Source organism: Phocaeicola paurosaccharolyticus JCM 15092 (assembly GCF_000613805.1).
GTDB classification, from domain to species: domain Bacteria; phylum Bacteroidota; class Bacteroidia; order Bacteroidales; family Bacteroidaceae; genus Phocaeicola; species Phocaeicola paurosaccharolyticus.
In genome coordinates, this window is the sequence record NZ_BAJR01000011.1 from 59,844 (window position 1) to 79,652 (window position 19,809).

Sequence of the window (19,809 nt, forward strand, 5' to 3'; positions counted from 1 at the left end):
GCAATGATAAAAATAGAAAATCTATCAATAATGTTCGACGACAGATACCTCTTCAACTCCCTATCAATGGAGGTTGCGGATGGTGAGATGGTGTGTATCTCCGGTGGATCGGGTTCTGGAAAGAGCTCACTATTGAAATCTTTGCTTGGCTTTTTACCTATTCAAGAGGGTAGAATAGTTATAAATGGAAAAGAACTCACTGCAGATAGTTCAGAGAGTATCAGACGAGAAATCGGGTGGATACCACAAGAACTATCATTGCCTTTCGAATGGGTGGGTGAAATGGTAGAGACACCATTTAAAATTAAGGCAAATAGAAAGAATGCATTCAATAAGCAGACTCTTTTTGAAAGATTCAAAGAACTAGGTCTGGATGCAATTCTTTATGACAAGAGAGTATCCGAAATATCAGGAGGACAGCGACAACGAATCATGATTGCTGTATCGGCAATGCTCAATAAAAAAATAATGATACTTGATGAACCTACTTCTGCACTTGATCCGGATTCGTGCAGAATGGTTGTAAACTTCCTTGATAAAATCAGAAGAAAAGGTGCTACTATAATTATAGTATCTCATGACAGACTATTAGCTTCATCATGTGACAGGGTTATTGAACTAAATGGTGATAACAGATGACAACTATAGATATTGATTTTTTAAGCCTTGGAGTAGGACTTTTACTACTTCTTATTCCTGTATATTTCTTGTGGAAATATAATACAGGGCTTCTGAAACCTATTCTTATAGGTGCTTCTAGAATGATTGTCCAACTATTCCTTATTGGTGCCTATTTAAAATTCCTTTTTGAATGGGATAACCCTATAATCAACTTTTTATGGGTATTTATAATGGTTGGAGTGGCCTCTGAAACATCACTGAGTGGCACAAAACTTAAAAGAAAGATTTTCTTCATTCCGGTATATGTTGGTTTTCTTGTAACAGTAGTGCTCATAGGGCTCTACTTCTTAGGATTTGTTCTGCAGCTAGACAATATATTTTCTGCTCGCTACTTTATACCGATATTCGGTATTATTATGGGTAATATGCTAGGAGTTAACGTTATTGGCTTGAATGCATTCTATGACGGACTACAGAGAGAGGAGCAGTTGTACTACTATCTGTTGGGTAACGGCGCTACACGAAGTGAGGCTACTGCACCATTTATCAGGAAATCACTGATAAAATCTTTCAGTCCTGCAATTGCAAATATGGCGGTAACAGGGCTTGTAGCCTTGCCTGGAACAATGATTGGACAGATTTTGGGAGGTAGCTCACCAAACGTTTCTATCAAATATCAGATTATGATAATAGTGATTACTACGGCTGCATCCATGCTTTCACTTATGATAACCATCTATCTTGCTTCAAAGAAATCATTTGATGAATATGGTCGACCTCTTCCTGTTCATGTAGCGAAAAGCCTTAGATTGAAGAATTTGCCACTTTTATTTCATAAAGTGAAAATAATGGGTTATCTTTACATCCAAATTTTCACGAGACATGAAGATTAAGGAGATTATTGATGCCCTTGAGACATTCGCGCCTCTGCCTTTGCAAGATAGTTATGATAATGCTGGCTTGCAAGTTGGACTAACAGAGACGGAAGCTACAGGGGCTTTGTTGTGTCTAGACGTTACTGAAGCTATTATAAAAGAGGCAGTAGCTCTCGGATACAACCTTGTCATATCACATCATCCCCTTATTTTTAAGGGATATAAATCAATTTCCGGAAAGGACTATATTGAAAGATGTATAATAGAAGCAATTAAGAATGATATTGTAATCTATTCAATGCATACAAATCTTGATAATGCCATGAATGGTGTAAGCTTCAAGATTGCTGAGAAGATAGGTCTCCAGAACGTCAAGGTGCTTGAACCTATAAGTGACAAGCTTCTGAAACTGGTTACTTTTGTTCCTACGGAACAGGCTACAGAGGTCAGAAGAACTCTATTTGAAGCCGGTTGTGGCAATATAGGTAATTATGATTCATGTAGTTACAACCTCAAAGGAGAGGGCACTTTCCGTGCCAATGAGGGGGCAAAACCTTTCTGTGGAGAGGTAGGTCAGGAGCATACTGAAGAGGAGGTGAGAATAGAGACTATCTTACCCGATTTTATTAAGAACAGCGTTACAAAAGCTTTGATTAAGGCACATCCTTATGAGGAGCCTGCTTTCGATTTCTATCCTGTAAAGAATGTATGGAACCAGATGGGAGCAGGGGTGATTGGTGAACTTGATGAGCCGATGAGTGAACTAGAATTCCTGAAGGAGATAAAGAAGACTTTTGAGGTTGGATGTCTGAAACATAACAGACTTAACGGACGCCTTATTCAGAAGGTGGCAATATGTGGTGGAGCAGGTTCATTTCTAATACCGAAAGCAGTAGGTAAAGCTGATGTCTTCATTACAGGTGAGGTTAAATACCATGACTATTTCAACTATAATGACTCTATACTGGTTGCAGAGATAGGGCATTATGAGAGTGAACAATATACAAAAGAAATATTTTATTCAATAATAAAGGAGGCATTTCCATCTTTGGAGGTAACAATCTCGAAGATAAATACTAATCCGATTAAATACTTATAAATAATTATGACTAAAGAAGTTAAAAAGGATCCTACCGAATTAACCGTAGAAGAAAAGTTAAGAGCTTTGTATCAATTGCAGACAATGCTTTCTGAAATTGATAAGATAAAGACTTTGCGTGGTGAACTTCCTCTAGAAGTTCAAGACCTTGAGGATGATGTAGCAGGATTGAGCACACGTATAGACAAATTGAAATCGGAGATGGACGAGCTGAAAAAGAGTATTTCAGCAAAGAAAATCGATATTGAAAAAGGTAAAGCTGCTGTAGAAAAATATAAATCTCAGCAAGATAACGTACGTAACAACCGTGAGTACGATGTTTTGAGCAAAGAAATTGAGTTCCAGTCTTTGGAAATCGAACTTTGTGAGAAGAAGATTAAAGAGTTTACTGCTGAACTTAAAGATAAAGAAGAAGAAATAGGAAAAAGTAATGAAGCTCTTGACGAGAGACAGAAAGACCTTGAAGCTAAAAAATCAGAACTTGATGAAATCGTTTCTGAAACAAAGCAGGAGGAAGAGAAACTTCGTGAAAAGGCTAAGGTTCTTGAGACTAAGATTGAACCACGTCTTCTTCAGGCATTCAAACGTATACGTAAGAACTCAAGAAATGGTCTTGGTATAGTATATGTTCAGCGTGATGCTTGCGGTGGTTGCTTTAACAAGATTCCACCTCAGAAACAGCTTGATATCCGTATGCGTAAGAAAATTATTGTATGCGAATACTGCGGACGTATTATGGTTGACCCTGAGTTGGCAGGTGTTGTAGAAGAACAACATTTAAGCAGTATAAAGAAATAATATACAGATTATAAGTAGAAGTCCTTGTAATAGGTTGTTTTAGCCTGTTTCAAGGACTTTTCTTGTTTCATATGGAATTCCACAGATAGTTTAGAAATCTGCTGAAATAAGCCGGGAATACCCATCACCTACTGTAGTATATCGTATGGCGAAATAGCTATCACTTACTATAGCATATCTTATGTCAGGAATCGCTATTATTTACTTATAGAATATCGTATAGCAGAAATAGGCATTATAACATATGGCATAGCAGGAATCACCATAATTTACTTATAGCATATTGTATGTCAGGAATCGCCGTCACTTACTATAGCATATCGTATGATGGGATATCTTTCAAAAAAGTGTAAGAATTGTTGGTGTAGTCTATTTTACAGCAATAGTGGTTCATGCCATTGCTGATAATAAGGTACTCTACCTTAAGAACCATGTTGTAACGTGTAATTTGATCGAATACAGCTTGTGTTATCTCTATGTGCGGTGCTTTGTACTCAACAATAAGTTTTGCGCTCATATCTCGAGAATATAGTACAGTGTCGCACCTCTTTATTGTATTATTCAGTGATATCTTCACCTCATTGGCTAATAATCCCTTTGGGAATCCTTTAAAATTAATAAGGTATTGGACAAAATTCTGTCTTACCCATTCTTCAGGAGTGAGGGCGATATATTTTTTTCTTAATATATCGAAAATAAATCTTTTACCCTCTTTTATAGAGATTTTTGGTTCGTATGATGGTAAGTTTAATGATAACATTTAGTAATTTTGCATATATACATTTCGGCAAGTACCGATACAAAAATACAAAAGATAATGAAAACAAAGGAAGAAATTGTAGCAAACTGGCTACCTCGTTATACAAAAAGGCAGTTGGATGAATTTGGTGAGTATATTCTTCTGACCAATTTCAATAATTATGTTGATATTTTTGCTCAGAAGTTCGGAGTGCCAGTTTTAGGTCGTGATGCAAATATGTCTTCGGCTTCTGCTGAGGGTATAACAATAATAAACTTCGGCATGGGTAGTCCTAATGCTGCTATTATTATGGACCTTCTTGGTGCGATAAGTCCTAAAGCTTGTCTGTTCCTTGGTAAATGTGGTGGTATAGACAAGAAAAATAAGCTTGGTGACCTAATATTGCCAATAGCTGCTATACGCGGCGAGGGAACATCAAATGACTACTATCCTCCAGAAGTTCCGGCTTTGCCTGCATTTATGCTTCAGAGAGCTGTTTCATCAGCTATTCGTGACCATGCAAGAGATTACTGGACCGGTACTGTTTACACAACCAACCGTCGTATTTGGGAGCATGATGATGTGTTTAAAGATTATCTTATAAGGACTCGCGCTATGTGTGTCGATATGGAGACTGCTACACTATTTACAACGGGCTTTTATAACCATATTCCAACAGGTGCCTTGCTTCTTGTTTCTGATCAGCCAATGATACCTGAAGGAGTGAAAACTGACAAGAGTGATTCTTCCGTTACAAAGCAATTTGTAGACGAACATGTTGAGATTGGAATAGCTGCTTTGAAGATGATAATTGATGAGAAGAAGACTGTTAAACACTTGAAATTTGACTGGTAATTTTACTATAAATGGCAAACGAAATAACATACGAAGATATCATTAAAGGAGTGAGAAATCACGACTATAAACCGGTCTATTTTTTAATGGGAGAGGAGTCTTATTATATTGATAAGATAGCCGACTTTATAGGCGACACTGTGTTAAAAAAAAATGAAAAGGAATTTAATCAGATTATAGCTTATGGTAATGATGTAGACATAGCAACTATTATAAGTACAGCCAAGAGATATCCCATGATGTCGGACTATCAGGTTGTAATAATAAAAGAATTTCAAAATGTCAATAATATTGATGAACTATCATTTTATCTCCAAAATCCACAGCCTACAACAATACTTGTATTATGCTATAAAAATGGAGTAATTGATAAAAGAAAAAAGTTGACAGCTGACATTCAGAAAGTGGGCATCCTATTTGATTCGAAGAAGATGAAAGATGCCCAGATTCCTATGTTTGTTTCCTCATATTTAAAGAGAAAATCCATAGATATTGAGCCAAAAGCTGCTGAACTTATGGCTGAATTTGTTGGATCCGACCTTAGTAGATTGTCGAGCGAATTGGAAAAGCTTATTATATCTTTGTCAAAAAATGAGAAAAGAATTACATGCGACCATATTGAGAGAAATATTGGAATAAGCAAAGATTACAATAATATAGAGCTTAGAAATGCATTAATATATAAAGATGTTCTTAAGGCTAACAAAATAGTAAAATATTTTAACGACAATTCAAAGACAAATCCTATACAGTTAACTCTCTCTATGCTCTTTAATTTCTATTCAAACTTAATGCTTGCTTACTATGCACCGGTTAAGAATGAGCAGGGTATTGCCCAACAGCTAGGATTAAAGTTTGCTTGGCAAGCTAAAGATTACCTATCAGCAATGAATAAATATACCGGTGTTAAGGTGATGAATATTATTAGTGATATCAGATGTTGTGATGCAAGCTCTAAAGGAATAGGGGGAAATTCAATTTCAAATGGAGATCTTTTGAAAGAACTTGTTTTTAAAATTCTTCATTGATAGATTCTATTAACTGATCAATAAATTTGCGATCCGGAAGTTCAAAATATGAATTTTCCGGATTTTTTTATTGATTTATTTTTCTGCATTCATTTTACATTTATAGAATATTGGTTTAATAGCCATAATATCAGCGATTTATCTTGTTTTTTGCCTTTTGAGAATCGTTTATTTTTTATTTTCCGCATAATCGTGCGTAAATTTCGCACTCTATAGCTCTTTTTAATTTCCAGATTCTCATTTTTTTGAAAGAAAAACTGAATTCTTTTCTCAGCTCCTTAACTTCGATGATTAATTGCAATGTTCGCTCTTGCACTATTATTTTTTTCTCGTGCGGCCAATTTTATAATTAGCATCCACCTTTTTATGAAACGGAGTAGACCTGGTTAATTTTCATTCGGAGAAAAAAATGCAATGAGTCATTGCTCTAAAAATTGCACACTCATCTTTTTGTTGATTACAAAAATATACAATTGGAATAAATTAATGTTTGCGTTTGTAAAATAACATTTGTAATTATAAAACATATTGTTTAAAGTTGTATATTTTTATATTATTATATCAAATATTACTTATGTAATAATACTGACTTACAACAGTACAATGTAAGGTTATAATTGTCAATGGATAAATATGAAGTATATATTCATATGATAAGTTATTAAAAGTCAGCTATTTATATCTATTTTGGTAAAGATTAAGATAAATAATTAAGCATAAATCCAGAGTTTACAATCTTAATACTTACTAAAACTTATATTTTGATCTTGTAAGTAATTGAAAACTAGGATAATGAGCCTTTGTATTAGAGCGTTGCTTTATATTGTTATTACAATTATAACATTAATATAACATTGTACTCATTTCTAAATGTCAATATAAAGTTACAAATGTGTTTATTACAAAACTAATATGTAAATTTGCATTTCTAATTTATTATTTTTACTTTTGTGTACTATGTACTACAAATAACTTTTGTAAAATGAAGGAAAGAATTGCACAGATAATGCAAAATGAGAATATGACTGCTATTCAGTTTGCAAAAAAGATTGGTATAAACCCATCTTCTCTTTCTCATATACTCAGTGGAAGGAATAATACTAGTCTTGATATTATAATGAAGATCCACAAGAGCTGTAGCTATATTAATCTAAACTGGTTACTTTATGGAGAGGGAGCAATGAAAGATGCAAATTCGTCGGAATCTCCTTCTTTGACCCTTGATTTTGCAGATGATACTTTAGAATTTGCGCCCAATGATCGGGTGATTTCTGAAAATCGCAAGGAAAATGGGGGTAATAGTAGTGAAAACCAGGTTAAAGAGATTGTAAGACAGGAAATTAAGTACATAGAAAAGCCATCAAGGAAAATTACTGAAATAAGAATTTTCTTTGATAATGGCACATATGAGACCTTCAGGCCTTCTAGTGAATCGTAATATCTAAAATATAGCAATATAACTTACTAATTGGGTAAATTCATTTATCTTTGCACAAGAATGAATTTACCCAATTATATTTCATGAAAAAACATATCTTAGACCTCGTTGTCACGCAAAATGATAGATTGCATGACAATTACGTACTCATCAAGATGACTCATTCAGACAAGTTACCTGACATGCTTCCAGGACAATTTGCTGAGATTAGAGTCGATAACTCAACTACAACCTTTCTTAGACGTCCTATCTCAATTAATTATGTAGATATAGAGGCTAATGAAGTCTGGTTTCTCGTTCAGGTCATAGGTGACGGCACCAGAATGATGTCAACCTTAAAGAAAGGAGACGTCGTTAATGTAGTTCTTCCTCTTGGAAATGGATTCAATTACGAAGATGAAATAGCTGAGCCTCTGCTTGTCGGGGGTGGTGTTGGTACAGCCCCTATGTTGATGCTAGGAGCTGAATTAAATAAAAGAGGTATCCGTCCTACTTTCCTTCTCGGTGCTAGGTCGTCTAAAGACCTTCTGCAACTAGATTTGTTTAGAGAGTTAGGAGACCTATATGTAACAACTGAAGATGGTACTATGGGTGAAAAAGGGTATGTTACGCAGCATTCTATACTAAACGATAAAATATTTGATAAGATATTCTGCTGTGGTCCAAAGCCTATGATGGTAGCAGTGGCCAAATATGCCAAGAGTAAAGAGATTTCTTGTGAGGTATCTCTTGAAAATATGATGGCTTGTGGCGTTGGTGCTTGTCTTTGTTGTGTTGAGAATACGAAAGAGGGTCATCTATGTGTTTGTACAGAAGGACCGGTATTTAATATAGATAGATTATTATGGCAGATTTAAGAACAGATATATGTGGGTTACATATGTGTAATCCTGTTATGACAGCCTCTGGTACATTTGGATATGGTACTGAATTTCAAGATTTTGTGGACTTGGAGGAGATAGGCGGTATAATTGTGAAAGGTACTACTTTAGCTCATCGTGAAGGTAATCCTTATCCTAGGATGGCTGAGACTCCTATGGGAATGCTAAATGCCGTAGGATTGCAGAATAAAGGTGTACACTACTTTGTAGATCATATATACCCAACCATCAAGGATATCAATACAAATATGATTGTAAACGTTTCTGGATCCGCTGTAGAGGATTATGTGGAAACTGCCGCTATTATTAATGACCTTGATAAAATACCTGCTATAGAACTTAATATATCATGTCCAAATGTAAAGAAGGGAGGAATGTCCTTTGGCGTTAATCCTAGGGCTACAGACGAGGTTGTTTCGGCCGTTAGGAATGTATATAAGAAGACATTGATTGTAAAGCTTTCTCCAAATGTAACAGATATCACAGAGATTGCGAAAGCAGCTGAGGGAGCTGGCGCTGACAGTGTTTCTCTGATAAATACATTGCTTGGAATGGCTATCGATGCAGAGAAGATGCGTCCTATCCTCTCTACTGTTACTGGTGGTATGAGTGGGGCTGCTGTTAAGCCAATAGCTTTAAGAATGGTATGGCAGGTCTCAAAAGCTGTTAACATACCTGTGATAGGTTTAGGCGGAATAATGAATTGGAAAGATGCCGTGGAGTTTATACTTGCCGGTGCTTCAGCTATACAGATAGGTACTGCTAATTTCATAGATCCTGCTATCACAGTTAAGGTGGCTCAAGGTATAAATGATTATCTTGAACGTCATTCTATTTCTTCTGTAAAAGATTTGGTCGGTAGATTAGAAGTCTAAAAATATTACCAAATATTTATTCACTCCTATTAATTGATAATTGCATAATTATTATTAATTAATAGGAGTATTTTTATGCTTTTTATTCTGGATTAAAGTGCAACTTTAGTTGCAAATGAAACTATATTTAATCTCGAATAAGAATGGGGTAGGGTGATTTTTCGATGAAAAGGGGAAAAATTGTGAGAAAAGGAGTGAGATTACTGCGAAAAAATATTACAACAGACGATTTCTAAAGATTAGCAAAGATTTGTTTCCGGGTTGCCAAATAAAAAAACTTAGTCTTTACTGGTTAGACTAAGTTTTGTATGTTATATTAGAATAATACTAAAATAAACAATTTTTATGTTTATAAATTTTACTTTAGTAAATCAGGCCTTAATCGTTTAGTTCTTTCAAGAGACTGCTGAAATTCCCAATCTTTAATCTTAGCCTCATGACCTGAGAGCAAAACATCAGGAACCTTCCAGCCGTTGTATTCTGCTGGTCTAGTGTAAACCGGAGGAGCAAGTAGATTGTCTTGGAAAGAATCTGACAAAGCTGACTGTTCATCAGAAATTACTCCCGGGATAATTCTTACTATTGAGTCGGCTATTACAGCAGCAGCCAGTTCTCCACCTGTAAGAACATAGTCACCTATGCTTATCTCTTTTGTAATAAAATGTTCACGTATTCTATAGTCTATTCCTTTAAAATGCCCGCAAAGGATCATGAGATTTTTTGAAAGCGAAAGAGAATTTGCCATAGGCTGGTTGAATTGCTCTCCATCGGGGGTTGTAAAGATAATTTCATCATAATCACGTTCCGCTTTGAGTGCAGAAATACACCTGTCTATAGGCTCTATTTTCATAACCATTCCGGCACATCCGCCAAAAGGATAGTCATCTACTCTTCTATATTTGTCAAGGGTATAGTCTCGCAGATTGTGTATGTAAATTTCTGCAATACCTTTCTTCTGTGCTCTACTCATTATAGAACAGTTAAAGAAGCCCTCTATCATTTCTGGAAGTACCGTTATTATATCAATTCTCATTGCCATTTTATTTTCTGCAAAAGTACTAAAATAGTATGTCATGTCTCAATCAATAACACAAAAAATTGCCTACTTTTGTTCTATATAATCATACTTACATTTATGACAATTCAAGAGCGGATAGACGAGCTGCGAGCAGAGCTCCACCGTCACAATTATAATTATTATGTATCGAATTCTCCTAAAATCAGTGATCAGGAATTTGATTTCATGATGCGCGAGTTGCAGGATTTGGAAGCTGCGCATCCAGAATATTACGATGAAAACTCACCTACCATGCGTGTAGGAAGTGATATCAGCAAGGAGTTCGTGCAAGTAGATCATAAATACCCTATGTTATCTCTTGGTAATACATATTCTGCTGCTGAGGTGGCTGATTTCTATCAAAGGGTGAAGACATCACTCAATGAAGATTTTGAAGTTTGTTGTGAACTTAAATTCGATGGTACATCTATCTCGCTCACTTACCAGAATGGAAAGCTTGTTCAGGCTGTTACACGTGGGGATGGCACTCATGGAGATGACGTTACAGAAAATGTAAAGACCATACGTTCCATACCTCTTGTACTAAATAAAGGTGATTATCCTGATGAATTTGAGATAAGAGGAGAGATTTTGATGCCTTGGGCTGTTTTCGATGAGTTAAACAAGGAGCGTGAGCAGCGTGAAGAGTCTCTCTTTGCAAATCCAAGAAATGCAGCATCAGGAACTTTAAAACTTCAGAATTCATCTGTAGTGGCGTCGCGAAAGTTGGATGCATACCTATATTACCTACTTAGTGAGAATGTCCCTTGTGATGGACATTATGAAAATCTTATTAAGGCCAAAAGTTGGGGATTTAAGGTTTTCGATCAGATGCGTAAGGCTAAAACACTTGATGAGATTTATGAATTCATAAATTATTGGGATGTTGAGAGAAAAAATCTGCCTGTCGCAACCGATGGAATAGTTCTAAAGGTAAATTCTTATCGTCAGCAGCGTAACTTGGGCTTTACGGCTAAATCTCCACGTTGGGCTATAGCATATAAGTTCCAGGCTGAGAGAGAGTGTACACGACTTAATGAGGTGACGTTCCAGGTAGGAAGAACAGGGGCGGTAACTCCTGTTGCCAACCTTGATCCGGTACAACTGGCAGGAACGGTTGTGAAACGTGCTTCACTTCATAATGCGGATATTATAAAGAGTTTGGATCTGCATATTGGCGATATGGTCTATGTAGAGAAAGGTGGTGAGATTATACCAAAAATTGTTGGCGTAGACAAAGAAGCACGCTCTATGGCTGGTGAAGAGGTGAATTTTATCACTCATTGTCCTGAGTGTGGGAGTGAACTTGTAAGGTATGAGGGTGAAGCGGCATACTATTGTCCTAATGATTCGACCTGTCCTCCCCAGATTAAGGAAGAATTGAGCATTTTATCAGCCGTAAGGCTATGAATATAGATGGATTGGGGCCTGAAACGGTGGATCTTCTATATCAAGAGGGTTTAGTAAAAGATATCTCAGATCTCTATTCTCTTACTGCAGACCAAATTGTGGGTCTTGATAGGATGGGTGAAAAATCGGCATTAAACATTATAAAAGGCATAAAAGAATCTCTCAATGTACCATATGAAAGAGTACTTTTTGCAATTGGTATCCGATTTGTCGGCGAGACAACCGCCAAGCTACTTGCCAAGGCATTCCCATCTATAGAAAAACTTATGCAAGCCACACTTGATGAGCTTATGCAGGTGAATGAAATTGGTGGTAGAATAGCCCAAAGTATCATAACTTACTTCAGAGAGCCGGTGAATATTGATATTCTTGAGCGACTTAAAGGGTCCGGACTTAATTTTGAGAGTGCTAAAGAAGAGGAAGTCAACTATTCGGATAAGCTTGAAGGCAAAGCTATTGTTATTAGTGGAGTCTTTTCTCATCATTCAAGAGATGAGTATAAGGATATTATTGAGAAGAACGGTGGAAAGAATGTCGGCAGTATCTCTGGAAAGACATCATTTATACTTGCCGGAGATAACATGGGACCAAGTAAACTGGAGAAAGCTCAGAAACTTGGAGTGCCAATAGTCAGCGAGGATGAATTCCTTAATATGATAGAATGATGTAATGTATGCTTATTTAGTAAATATTATGTCATTTATTTAGTGAAAATAGAAAATATTTGTACTTTTGTTAGCAATTATACGAGAAGTTATAAATTATTTATGATACAGACAAAATTAAAAGGAATGGGAGTGGCTTTGATTACTCCTTTTAAGGAAGATGATAGCGTAGACTATGACTCACTTGTTCGTTTGGTCGATTTTCAGATTCAGAACGGAACTGATTTCTTATGTGTTCTTGGCACCACTGCCGAGACTCCAACTCTTACAAAAGAGGAGAAAGATAAGATAAAACAGGTGGTTATCGAAAGGGTTAACGGTCGTATTCCTATACTTTTAGGCATAGGTAGCAATTGTACACGCACTGTTGTGGAGACATTGAAGAATGATGATTTCACAGGCGTTGATGCTGTTCTGGTTACTGTACCATATTATAATAAGCCTTCACAAGAGGGAATCTATCAGCATTATAAGGCTATAGCGGAGGCAACAGAGCTACCTATAGTACTTTACAATGTTCCTGGACGTACCGGAGTGAATATGACTGCAGAGACTACTCTTCGTCTTGCCAGAGACTTTAAGAATATTGTAGCTGTTAAGGAGGCGTCGGGTAATATTACTCAGATGGATGATATCATTAAGAATAAACCTGCAAATTTTAATGTTATTTCAGGAGATGACGGAATTACATTCCCTCTTATTACACTGGGAGCTGTAGGTGTAATCTCTGTAATCGGGAATGCATTCCCTAGGGAGTTTAGTCGTATGACTCGTCTTGCTATTCAGGGGGATTATTCTAATGCACTTACGATTCATCATAAATTTACAGAGCTCTTCTCTCTTCTTTTCGTAGACGGTAATCCTGCAGGTGTGAAAGCTATGCTTAACGTTATGGGATTGATAGAGAATAAACTTCGTTTGCCGCTTGTTCCTACACGTATCACTACTTTTGAGAAGATGCGCGCTATTCTTGCTGAATTGAATATTAAATGCTGATATAGCTCAAAATATAACTTATATTGGGAGTCTCACATTATAGAGTAATGTGGGACTTTTTTATTTTTTTAGGATTTTTGTTGTTTTATGGCAAATAGAGTATTGCAACTGACTACATCAATAAGGATGAAAACAACTTAAAAATATCTGTTGAGCCCTTTTTACTTACCAAGTAAAGGTTGAGATTAATTGAAAGGAAACCAATACAGCAAGAAATATTTGTTTGGTTAGTAGGTGGAATAGTCAGAAATTATATTATCAATTTTGTTGTGCTGAACTTCAGTTTTATTATCCTAAGGTTTAGGATAATAAAACTAAGCCTTAGGATAATAATCCCAAAGCATAGAAAAATGTATTTCTCAACTTTTTACGTTGTTTCTTTTTTATAACTACAGGCTTTTGGAATTGATCCAATATAAAAGGTAAATGTAAATAAAGCACATAGAATAGCGAGTATTCCCATGAGTATTCTTTTTCATTTTTATTTTGTTTTCTACTATTAACAATCAAAACACTAAAAATATTGTTTAATAACAAAAATCTGTAATCGTGCAAAATGAATCAATGCAGAATAAATATGCAAAAAAAATGAACTGAATGAGTATTGCTGGTTTTCTTTTGTGTCTTGATTTTGGCCTTTGAAGATGGTGATGCTTTTAACTATTCAGTGATCAAACTATCTTGTGTTATGTTAGTATTACACATATATCATATTTTTGCGCAATACGGAATTAACAAATTTCGTATAATGCAACCTCTATGTGGCAAAATCAAAGCTCTTTATATCTAATTTGGATAAAAATGATTTTGAACTGTGTTTTATGATGTTTTTATGTTAGCTTTTTCCTAATTTTGCAGAACAAAACAGATTACAATAGGTATTATAAAAAGCATAAAAAGCATGTAGATATGAGTCTTAACATTGCAAAAAACGAAAAAAAACGTGTAGTTATTGTAGGTGGTGGTTTTGGCGGCTTAACTCTAGCCAACAAGTTAAAGAAGTCTGGTTTTCAAGTCGTATTATTCGACAAGAATAATTATCATCAATTTCCACCTCTTATTTACCAAGTGTCATCGGCAGGTATAGAACCGAGCTCTATTTCTTTCCCTTTCCGCAAGAATTTTCAAAGAAGAAAAAACTTCTTCTTTCGTATGGCGGAAGTACGGGCAGTCTTTCCGGAACGTAAAATGATTCAAACGTCCATAGGTAAGGCTGAATATGATTATTTAGTATTCGCAGCGGGAACAACAAGTAATTTCTTCGGTAACAAGCATATTGAAGCTGAAGCAATGCCTATGAAAACTGTTTCTGAAGCAATGGGGTTGCGGAATGCTATTCTTGCCAATCTTGAACGGGCACTTACGTGTGCCACAAAACTGGAACAGCAGGAATTACTCAATGTGGTTATTGTGGGCGGCGGTGCAACGGGTGTGGAAATTGCCGGCGTGTTATCTGAGATGAAACGCTTTGTGCTTCCAAACGACTATCCGGACTTGCCAACCAGCTTAATGCATATTTATTTGGTTGAGGCGGGACCGCGTTTACTTTCCGCTATGTCTGAAGAGTCTTCTCGCCATGCCGAACAATTCCTTCGTGAAATGGGAGTGAATATTCTACTCAATAAGATGGTAGTGGACTATCAGGATCACAAAGTAATGTTGGGGGATGGTAGTGAGATTGCCACTCGTACTTTTATTTGGGTGAGTGGTGTGAAAGGTGTCACTATAGGAAATATACCTAAAGAAGTAATGGGTAGAGGCAATCGTATAAAAGTGGATGCTTATAATCGTGTAGAAGGTTATGATAATATCTTTGCGATTGGTGATCAATGTATTCAATTGGCCGATGAAGATTATCCTAATGGACATCCACAATTGGCGCAGGTTGCCATTCAACAAGGGAAGTTATTGGCTAAGAATCTAGTTCGGATTTCTAAAGGTAAGGAACCCAAAGCATTCAGTTATACTAATCTGGGAGCAATGGCTACTGTCGGTCGCAATCGTGCTGTTGCAGAATTTAGTAAAATAAAGATGCATGGCTGGTTTGCTTGGGTAGTGTGGCTTGTGGTTCACTTACGCTCTATTCTAGGTGTTCGCAATAAGCTTGTTGTTTTCTTGAATTGGGTATGGAATTACTTCACTTACGATCAGTCCTTGCGCATGATTGTTTATTCCCGTAAGGCTAAGGAAATACGTGAACGTGAGCGCATAGAGGCCAATACCCATTGGGCGGAAGATATTTTAAAAGAAGAAAGCGAAGACACAGCTGCTTCCATTATGGCTTTGAAGAATGATGCTTTGGAAGAGTTGGATCGCTTAAAATAATATATTTTCAGGCTTTGTGAAAAGCCTCTAACTATTTAAATACCTCATTCTAACTTTATTGGACCGAGTGATGATAATACTATATCGTTACTCGGTTTCTTATTTAATAAGATACCATTTGCTCTCATTTTAAGCTATATTTGGTTTAAATATTCATATGAAATAAGTTAATGAATTCCTTTTTTAACATTTTAAAGAATCTAATATATTGTTACTTATCAATAATAAATTCTTTTGTAATGCTAGATTTATGTATGTTTGTATAACTAACGTTAGGTGTAGTGCGTTATTAGTAATGAATGAGATTATATTAACCAAAAATATAGTAAATATGAAACGTTATATTTTTTCAGTTTCTCTTTTCGTAGGTTGCCTGTTATTTACCAGTTGTGTAAGTAAGAAACAGTTTGTAGGTCTACAAGATGATTATAAGACGTTGCAAATAGAGAATGGCAAATTGAATCAATCTTACCAAGATGCTCAAGTTCAGTTGGCTGAATGCCGTGCTAGCGGTAAAAGCCTTGATGACCGTTTGGCAGAAGCCAGAAAGAGTAATCAGGAACTACGTTCGGCATATTCTGCCTTGCAAGGATCTTTGGATAAAAGCTTACAGCAGAATTCCCAGGGGAATATCAATATCTCAAAATTGGTGGATGAGATTAATGCATCCAATCGCTTTATCAAACAATTGGTTGAAACAAAATCAAAATCCGATTCATTGAATATGGTACTATCTAACAATCTTACTCGTTCACTAAGTCGTGATGAGCTTAAAGAAGTGGATGTCCAGGTCTTGAAAGGTGTGGTGTATATTTCTTTGGCTGATAATATGCTTTATAAGTCGGGGGGATATGAAGTGAATGATAGAGCCGGACAAACATTAAGTAAAATTGCTAAGATTATAATGGACTATAAGGACTATGATGTACTTGTTGAAGGTAATACCGATACGGATCCTATTATTCGTCCTAATATTCGCAACAATTGGGATTTGAGTTCATTGCGTGCTTCTTCTGTAGTACAGGTGCTTCAAAATAGTTATGGTGTTGATCCTAAACGCTTGACTGCAGCTGGTCGTGGTGAATATAATCCGATAGCCGATAATAATACAGCACTAGGAAAACAGCGTAATCGTAGAACACAAATTATTATTACTCCTAAATTGGATCAGTTTATGGAACTTATAGACAAAGCTCCGGAATCTTCTGACAAAAAATAATAGCGTGTTATCGTAGATTATATTGCATATAGTAAAAAAGCTATCGGAACTTCCGATAGCTTTTTTTACTATTACTCATAACGTACTTTTATGCCATGTCTTTTGAAATCCTCTTCTAGCCTTTTCCATTGTTTCTGAGAAAGTGTTCCGATGGGATATATAGCGTATCTGAAATCTTTAGTAATCAGCTTTAAGCTAAATCGGAAATCATTGATAAAACCTTTTTCGAAGCCGACTTCGCGAATATCTTGCAAAGAGTATGTTTCCTTTTTCCAAAATAAGATATGGTTTTTTGGAATAATACGATCGCCGGATAATTCGAATTTTTTTTGCCCGGTGAAGAAGTTTCTTTAAAATCAGTCCAATAATAAACTTTGGAGCCAATCAAAATAATGACTGAGCCTATGATCCTGACTGACCCAGAACTTGCCTCGGGTGGGGCATAAAGCAAAAAACGTACAATAAAATTGTACGTTTTATAAGTGACCGCGACAGGATTCAAACCTGTAACCGGCTGATCCGTAGTCAGCTACTCTATTCAGTTGAGCTACGCGGCCAATCATTATGGAGTTATCAGAAAAAGTGACCGCGACAGGATTCAAACCTGTAACCGGCTGATCCGTAGTCAGCTACTCTATTCAGTTGAGCTACGCGGCCAATGTTTTCGTTTAACGGGTGCAAAGATACGGACTTATTTTAATTATGCAAGTGTAATAGTATCTTTTTTTACAAAATTGCTGAAAATTAATCCCTCTCAAACCACGATAAAATGGGGACTTATGAATTAAAAAGCAAAAGGCTTTGAAAGTGAGAGATTTTCAAAGCCTTAGCATTATAAACTATTATTTATCGTAAAATCAGATTAGATTTATGCTTCTTTTTACAAACTTAGTCAAAGCCTCACCTTTAAGCATATTGTTTTGTAGAAGAGCCAAGTCTATAAGCTGTTGAATAGTACTGTTTTTACTTGCATATTCACTAAGAATTCCCAGTTTCTTACTCTTTTCTTCAGATGATTTCTTCTCTATATCAGAGAGTTCATCTTTCTCAGCTTGAGGAATCTCATCTTGTTTTTTACCTTCCTGTGATTTCTTAAGTTCATTCTGGCGACTGCTCAACTCTGCAAGTTTCTCATTGATAGGCTGATTTCTGTATTGCATGCACCTTCTGAATCTGCCAAAACGTTCTTGATAAGTTTATGGTCAGCATTTAGAACCAAGTTGAACATATCGGGCATCTCTCCGTAGAAGCTCATTCCCTGTTGAATTTTAGCCATCTCCTTCATACGTCTCATATATTCGCTCTGAGTAATCATGATAGGTGATGCATTCTCACCAAGAGACTGTACCTCTACATTGAACTCTACCTTATTCATGACCGGCAACTGGCTTTGGAATACAGATGATAGAATTTCTTTTTTATTTGTCTCTAATTCAGGCTCTTTCTTATCCTCTTTAGCAATTAGACGGTCAATAATATCGCTATCTACTCTTGTAAATCTTGATTTCTCGAGTTTCTGTTCAAGCATGCTCACTATTGCTACGTCAAGTTGTTGGTCATCCATAATCAGAACATTGTAGCCATGATTTACAGCAGCGTCTATGTAGCTGTATTGCTCATCTTTATTTGTTGCGTAAAGATAGATAAGGTTGCCCTCTTTGTCAGTCTGTTCGCTCTTAATGAGTTCTCTGTACTCTTCGTATGTGTAATACTTACCTTGTGTATCCTTCATCAGAGAGAATTTATTGGCCTTATCATAGAAGTCCTCTTGTGTAAGCATACCATAATTGATGAAAATCTTCAGGTTGTCCCATTTCTCTTCAAAATCCTTACGATCGTTTTTGAAGATAGATTGCAAGCGGTCGGAAACCTTCTTTGTGATATATGTAGATATCTTCTTAACGTTAGAGTCGCTCTGTAGGTATGAACGAGATACATTCAAAGGAATATCCGGAGAATCTATCACACCATGAAGAAGAGTAAGGAAATCGGGTACAATACCCTCTACAGAGTCTGTTACATATACCTGATTGCAGTATAATTGTATTTTGTTACGTTGTAATTCGATGTTACTCTTAATCTTAGGGAAGTAGAGAATACCTGTAAGATTGAATGGATAGTCCACGTTCAGATGTATCCAGAAGAGAGGTTCATCTGCCATAGGATAAAGCTCTTGGTAGAACTTCTTGTAATCTTCATCCTTAAGTTCAGATGGCTTGCGGTTCCAAAGAGGGGTTGTCTGGTTTATTACATTGTCCTCATCTGTGTCAACCTGTTTTCCATCTTTCCACTCTTTTTTCTTTCCAAAGGCAACAGGAACAGGAAGGAATCTGCAATATTTAGTAAGAAGAGAAGTTATTTTTGCAGGTTCAAGGAATTCCTTGCAATCATCATCAATATATAGAATTATATCAGTACCTCTGTCTGCTTTCTCAGCATCCTCCAATGTAAATTCAGGAGAACCGTCGCAACTCCATTTTACTGCTTTTTCGCCTTCTTTATATGATTTTGTTATAATCTCAACCTTTTTTGCAACCATGAATGCTGAGTAGAAACCTAACCCAAAATGGCCTATGATAGAGTTGGCGTCGTCCTTATATTTTTCAAGGAAGTCGTTGGCTCCGGAGAATGCAATCTGATTGATATACTTGTCAATCTCTTCTGCTGTCAGTCCAATACCTCTATCAGATATTGTTATTGTATCTTTATCAACTTTAACCTTAACGGTCAGATCACCTAATTCCCCTTTAAAATCACCTTTAGACTCAAGGGTCTTGAGTTTTTGAGTCGCATCTACAGCATTTGAAACCAGCTCACGAAGGAAAATTTCATGATCACTATACAAGAATTTCTTTATGATTGGGAAAATATTTTCAGTTGTAACCCCAATATTACCTTTCTGCATAATATTATATTTTTATAGTTATT

At 36.1% G+C, this 19,809-nt stretch carries 14 protein-coding genes, 2 tRNA genes and 2 pseudogenes; 13 read left to right on the plus strand and 5 right to left on the minus strand.

Annotated features, from left to right (window positions below; genetic code table 11):
- Positions 1-3: 3 nt before the first annotated feature.
- Genes JCM15092_RS06670 through JCM15092_RS06685 form a run of 4 tightly spaced genes read left to right on the plus strand, consistent with a single transcriptional unit; the run spans position 4 to position 3,393 of the window.
- Complete coding sequence (locus JCM15092_RS06670) at positions 4-639, plus strand: ATP-binding cassette domain-containing protein (RefSeq protein ID WP_024993987.1); 636 nt, start codon at positions 4-6, stop codon at positions 637-639.
- Positions 636-1,514 (plus strand): ABC transporter permease, encoded by an 879-nt coding sequence (locus JCM15092_RS06675; RefSeq protein WP_024993988.1) that lies wholly within the window; start codon positions 636-638, stop codon positions 1,512-1,514. The genes JCM15092_RS06670 and JCM15092_RS06675 overlap by 4 nt, the downstream gene beginning before the upstream one ends.
- A complete protein-coding gene (locus JCM15092_RS06680; protein ID WP_024993989.1) occupies positions 1,504-2,595 on the plus strand; it encodes a Nif3-like dinuclear metal center hexameric protein in 1,092 nt (363 codons plus the stop codon). Before JCM15092_RS06675 ends, JCM15092_RS06680 begins: the two co-directional genes overlap by 11 nt.
- A gap of 6 nt (positions 2,596-2,601) precedes the next feature.
- Positions 2,602-3,393, plus strand: a complete 792-nt coding sequence (locus tag JCM15092_RS06685; protein WP_024993990.1) for a zinc ribbon domain-containing protein — start codon at positions 2,602-2,604, stop codon at positions 3,391-3,393.
- 310 nt (positions 3,394-3,703) lie between these two features.
- On the opposite strand, the gene JCM15092_RS06690 is transcribed toward JCM15092_RS06685, so the two are convergent.
- The gene (locus tag JCM15092_RS06690; RefSeq protein ID WP_024993991.1) at positions 3,704-4,153 is read right to left on the minus strand and encodes a type I restriction enzyme HsdR N-terminal domain-containing protein; all 450 of its coding nucleotides are present in this window, start codon (positions 4,151-4,153) and stop codon (positions 3,704-3,706) included.
- Between the two features lie 57 nt (positions 4,154-4,210).
- Between JCM15092_RS06690 and JCM15092_RS06695 the strand changes: the two genes are divergently transcribed.
- From JCM15092_RS06695 to JCM15092_RS06715, 5 genes are all read left to right on the plus strand, one after another.
- A complete protein-coding gene (locus tag JCM15092_RS06695) occupies positions 4,211-4,987 on the plus strand; it encodes an AMP nucleosidase (protein ID WP_024993992.1) in 777 nt (258 codons plus the stop codon).
- 11 nt (positions 4,988-4,998) lie between these two features.
- The gene (gene holA / locus JCM15092_RS06700) at positions 4,999-6,015 is read left to right on the plus strand and encodes a DNA polymerase III subunit delta (RefSeq protein ID WP_024993993.1); all 1,017 of its coding nucleotides are present in this window, start codon (positions 4,999-5,001) and stop codon (positions 6,013-6,015) included.
- A gap of 982 nt (positions 6,016-6,997) precedes the next feature.
- Positions 6,998-7,453 carry a helix-turn-helix domain-containing protein gene (locus JCM15092_RS06705; protein WP_084488485.1) on the plus strand — a complete coding sequence of 152 codons (456 nt, stop codon included), beginning with the start codon at positions 6,998-7,000 and terminating at the stop codon, positions 7,451-7,453.
- Positions 7,454-7,536: 83 nt separating this feature from the next.
- On the plus strand, positions 7,537-8,310 hold the full coding sequence (locus JCM15092_RS06710) for a dihydroorotate dehydrogenase electron transfer subunit (RefSeq protein ID WP_024993995.1): 774 nt from the start codon (positions 7,537-7,539) through the stop codon (positions 8,308-8,310).
- Positions 8,298-9,209, plus strand: coding sequence for a dihydroorotate dehydrogenase (locus JCM15092_RS06715; protein WP_024993996.1), 912 nt, complete (start codon positions 8,298-8,300; stop codon positions 9,207-9,209). Before JCM15092_RS06710 ends, JCM15092_RS06715 begins: the two co-directional genes overlap by 13 nt.
- Positions 9,210-9,567: 358 nt before the next feature.
- Here JCM15092_RS06715 and trmD read toward each other — a convergent pair whose 3' ends face one another.
- On the minus strand, positions 9,568-10,242 hold the full coding sequence (gene trmD / locus JCM15092_RS06720; protein WP_024993997.1) for a tRNA (guanosine(37)-N1)-methyltransferase TrmD: 675 nt from the start codon (positions 10,240-10,242) through the stop codon (positions 9,568-9,570).
- Between the two features lie 102 nt (positions 10,243-10,344).
- Here trmD and ligA point away from each other — a divergent pair.
- The 4 genes and pseudogenes from ligA (at position 10,345) to JCM15092_RS06740 (ending at position 16,881) form a co-directional block, all read left to right on the plus strand.
- Positions 10,345-12,341, plus strand: a pseudogene (ligA, locus tag JCM15092_RS15240) (NAD-dependent DNA ligase LigA).
- A gap of 102 nt (positions 12,342-12,443) precedes the next feature.
- Positions 12,444-13,337, plus strand: a complete 894-nt coding sequence (gene dapA, locus JCM15092_RS06730) for a 4-hydroxy-tetrahydrodipicolinate synthase (RefSeq protein WP_024993998.1) — start codon at positions 12,444-12,446, stop codon at positions 13,335-13,337.
- A gap of 909 nt (positions 13,338-14,246) precedes the next feature.
- Entirely contained in the window at positions 14,247-15,662 is a 1,416-nt protein-coding gene (locus JCM15092_RS06735; RefSeq protein WP_024993999.1) for an NAD(P)/FAD-dependent oxidoreductase, read from the plus strand.
- Between the two features lie 331 nt (positions 15,663-15,993).
- A complete protein-coding gene (locus JCM15092_RS06740) occupies positions 15,994-16,881 on the plus strand; it encodes an OmpA/MotB family protein (protein ID WP_024994000.1) in 888 nt (295 codons plus the stop codon).
- 483 nt (positions 16,882-17,364) lie between these two features.
- Here the strand turns inward: JCM15092_RS06740 and JCM15092_RS06750 are convergent.
- The 3 genes and pseudogenes from JCM15092_RS06750 to htpG form a co-directional block, all read right to left on the minus strand.
- Positions 17,365-17,438, minus strand: a tRNA-Arg gene (locus JCM15092_RS06750).
- 26 nt (positions 17,439-17,464) lie between these two features.
- Positions 17,465-17,538: transfer RNA gene (locus tag JCM15092_RS06755), tRNA-Arg, on the minus strand.
- Between the two features lie 200 nt (positions 17,539-17,738).
- Positions 17,739-19,786, minus strand: a pseudogene (htpG, locus tag JCM15092_RS15245) (molecular chaperone HtpG).
- Between the last annotated feature and the right edge of the window lie 23 nt (positions 19,787-19,809).

Bases quoted from the DNA above. Each gene is read 5' to 3' on its own strand.
- JCM15092_RS06670 (WP_024993987.1), top strand. From the start codon at position 4: ATGATAAAAATAGAAAATCTATCAATAATGTTCGACGACAGATACCTC.
- JCM15092_RS06675 (WP_024993988.1), top strand. From the start codon at position 636: ATGACAACTATAGATATTGATTTTTTAAGCCTTGGAGTAGGACTTTTA.
- JCM15092_RS06680 (WP_024993989.1), top strand. From the start codon at position 1,504: ATGAAGATTAAGGAGATTATTGATGCCCTTGAGACATTCGCGCCTCTG.
- JCM15092_RS06685 (WP_024993990.1), top strand. From the start codon at position 2,602: ATGACTAAAGAAGTTAAAAAGGATCCTACCGAATTAACCGTAGAAGAA.
- JCM15092_RS06690 (WP_024993991.1), bottom strand. From the start codon at position 4,153: ATGTTATCATTAAACTTACCATCATACGAACCAAAAATCTCTATAAAA.
- JCM15092_RS06695 (WP_024993992.1), top strand. From the start codon at position 4,211: ATGAAAACAAAGGAAGAAATTGTAGCAAACTGGCTACCTCGTTATACA.
- holA (WP_024993993.1), top strand. From the start codon at position 4,999: ATGGCAAACGAAATAACATACGAAGATATCATTAAAGGAGTGAGAAAT.
- JCM15092_RS06705 (WP_084488485.1), top strand. From the start codon at position 6,998: ATGAAGGAAAGAATTGCACAGATAATGCAAAATGAGAATATGACTGCT.
- JCM15092_RS06710 (WP_024993995.1), top strand. From the start codon at position 7,537: ATGAAAAAACATATCTTAGACCTCGTTGTCACGCAAAATGATAGATTG.
- JCM15092_RS06715 (WP_024993996.1), top strand. From the start codon at position 8,298: ATGGCAGATTTAAGAACAGATATATGTGGGTTACATATGTGTAATCCT.
- trmD (WP_024993997.1), bottom strand. From the start codon at position 10,242: ATGAGAATTGATATAATAACGGTACTTCCAGAAATGATAGAGGGCTTC.
- dapA (WP_024993998.1), top strand. From the start codon at position 12,444: ATGATACAGACAAAATTAAAAGGAATGGGAGTGGCTTTGATTACTCCT.
- JCM15092_RS06735 (WP_024993999.1), top strand. From the start codon at position 14,247: ATGAGTCTTAACATTGCAAAAAACGAAAAAAAACGTGTAGTTATTGTA.
- JCM15092_RS06740 (WP_024994000.1), top strand. From the start codon at position 15,994: ATGAAACGTTATATTTTTTCAGTTTCTCTTTTCGTAGGTTGCCTGTTA.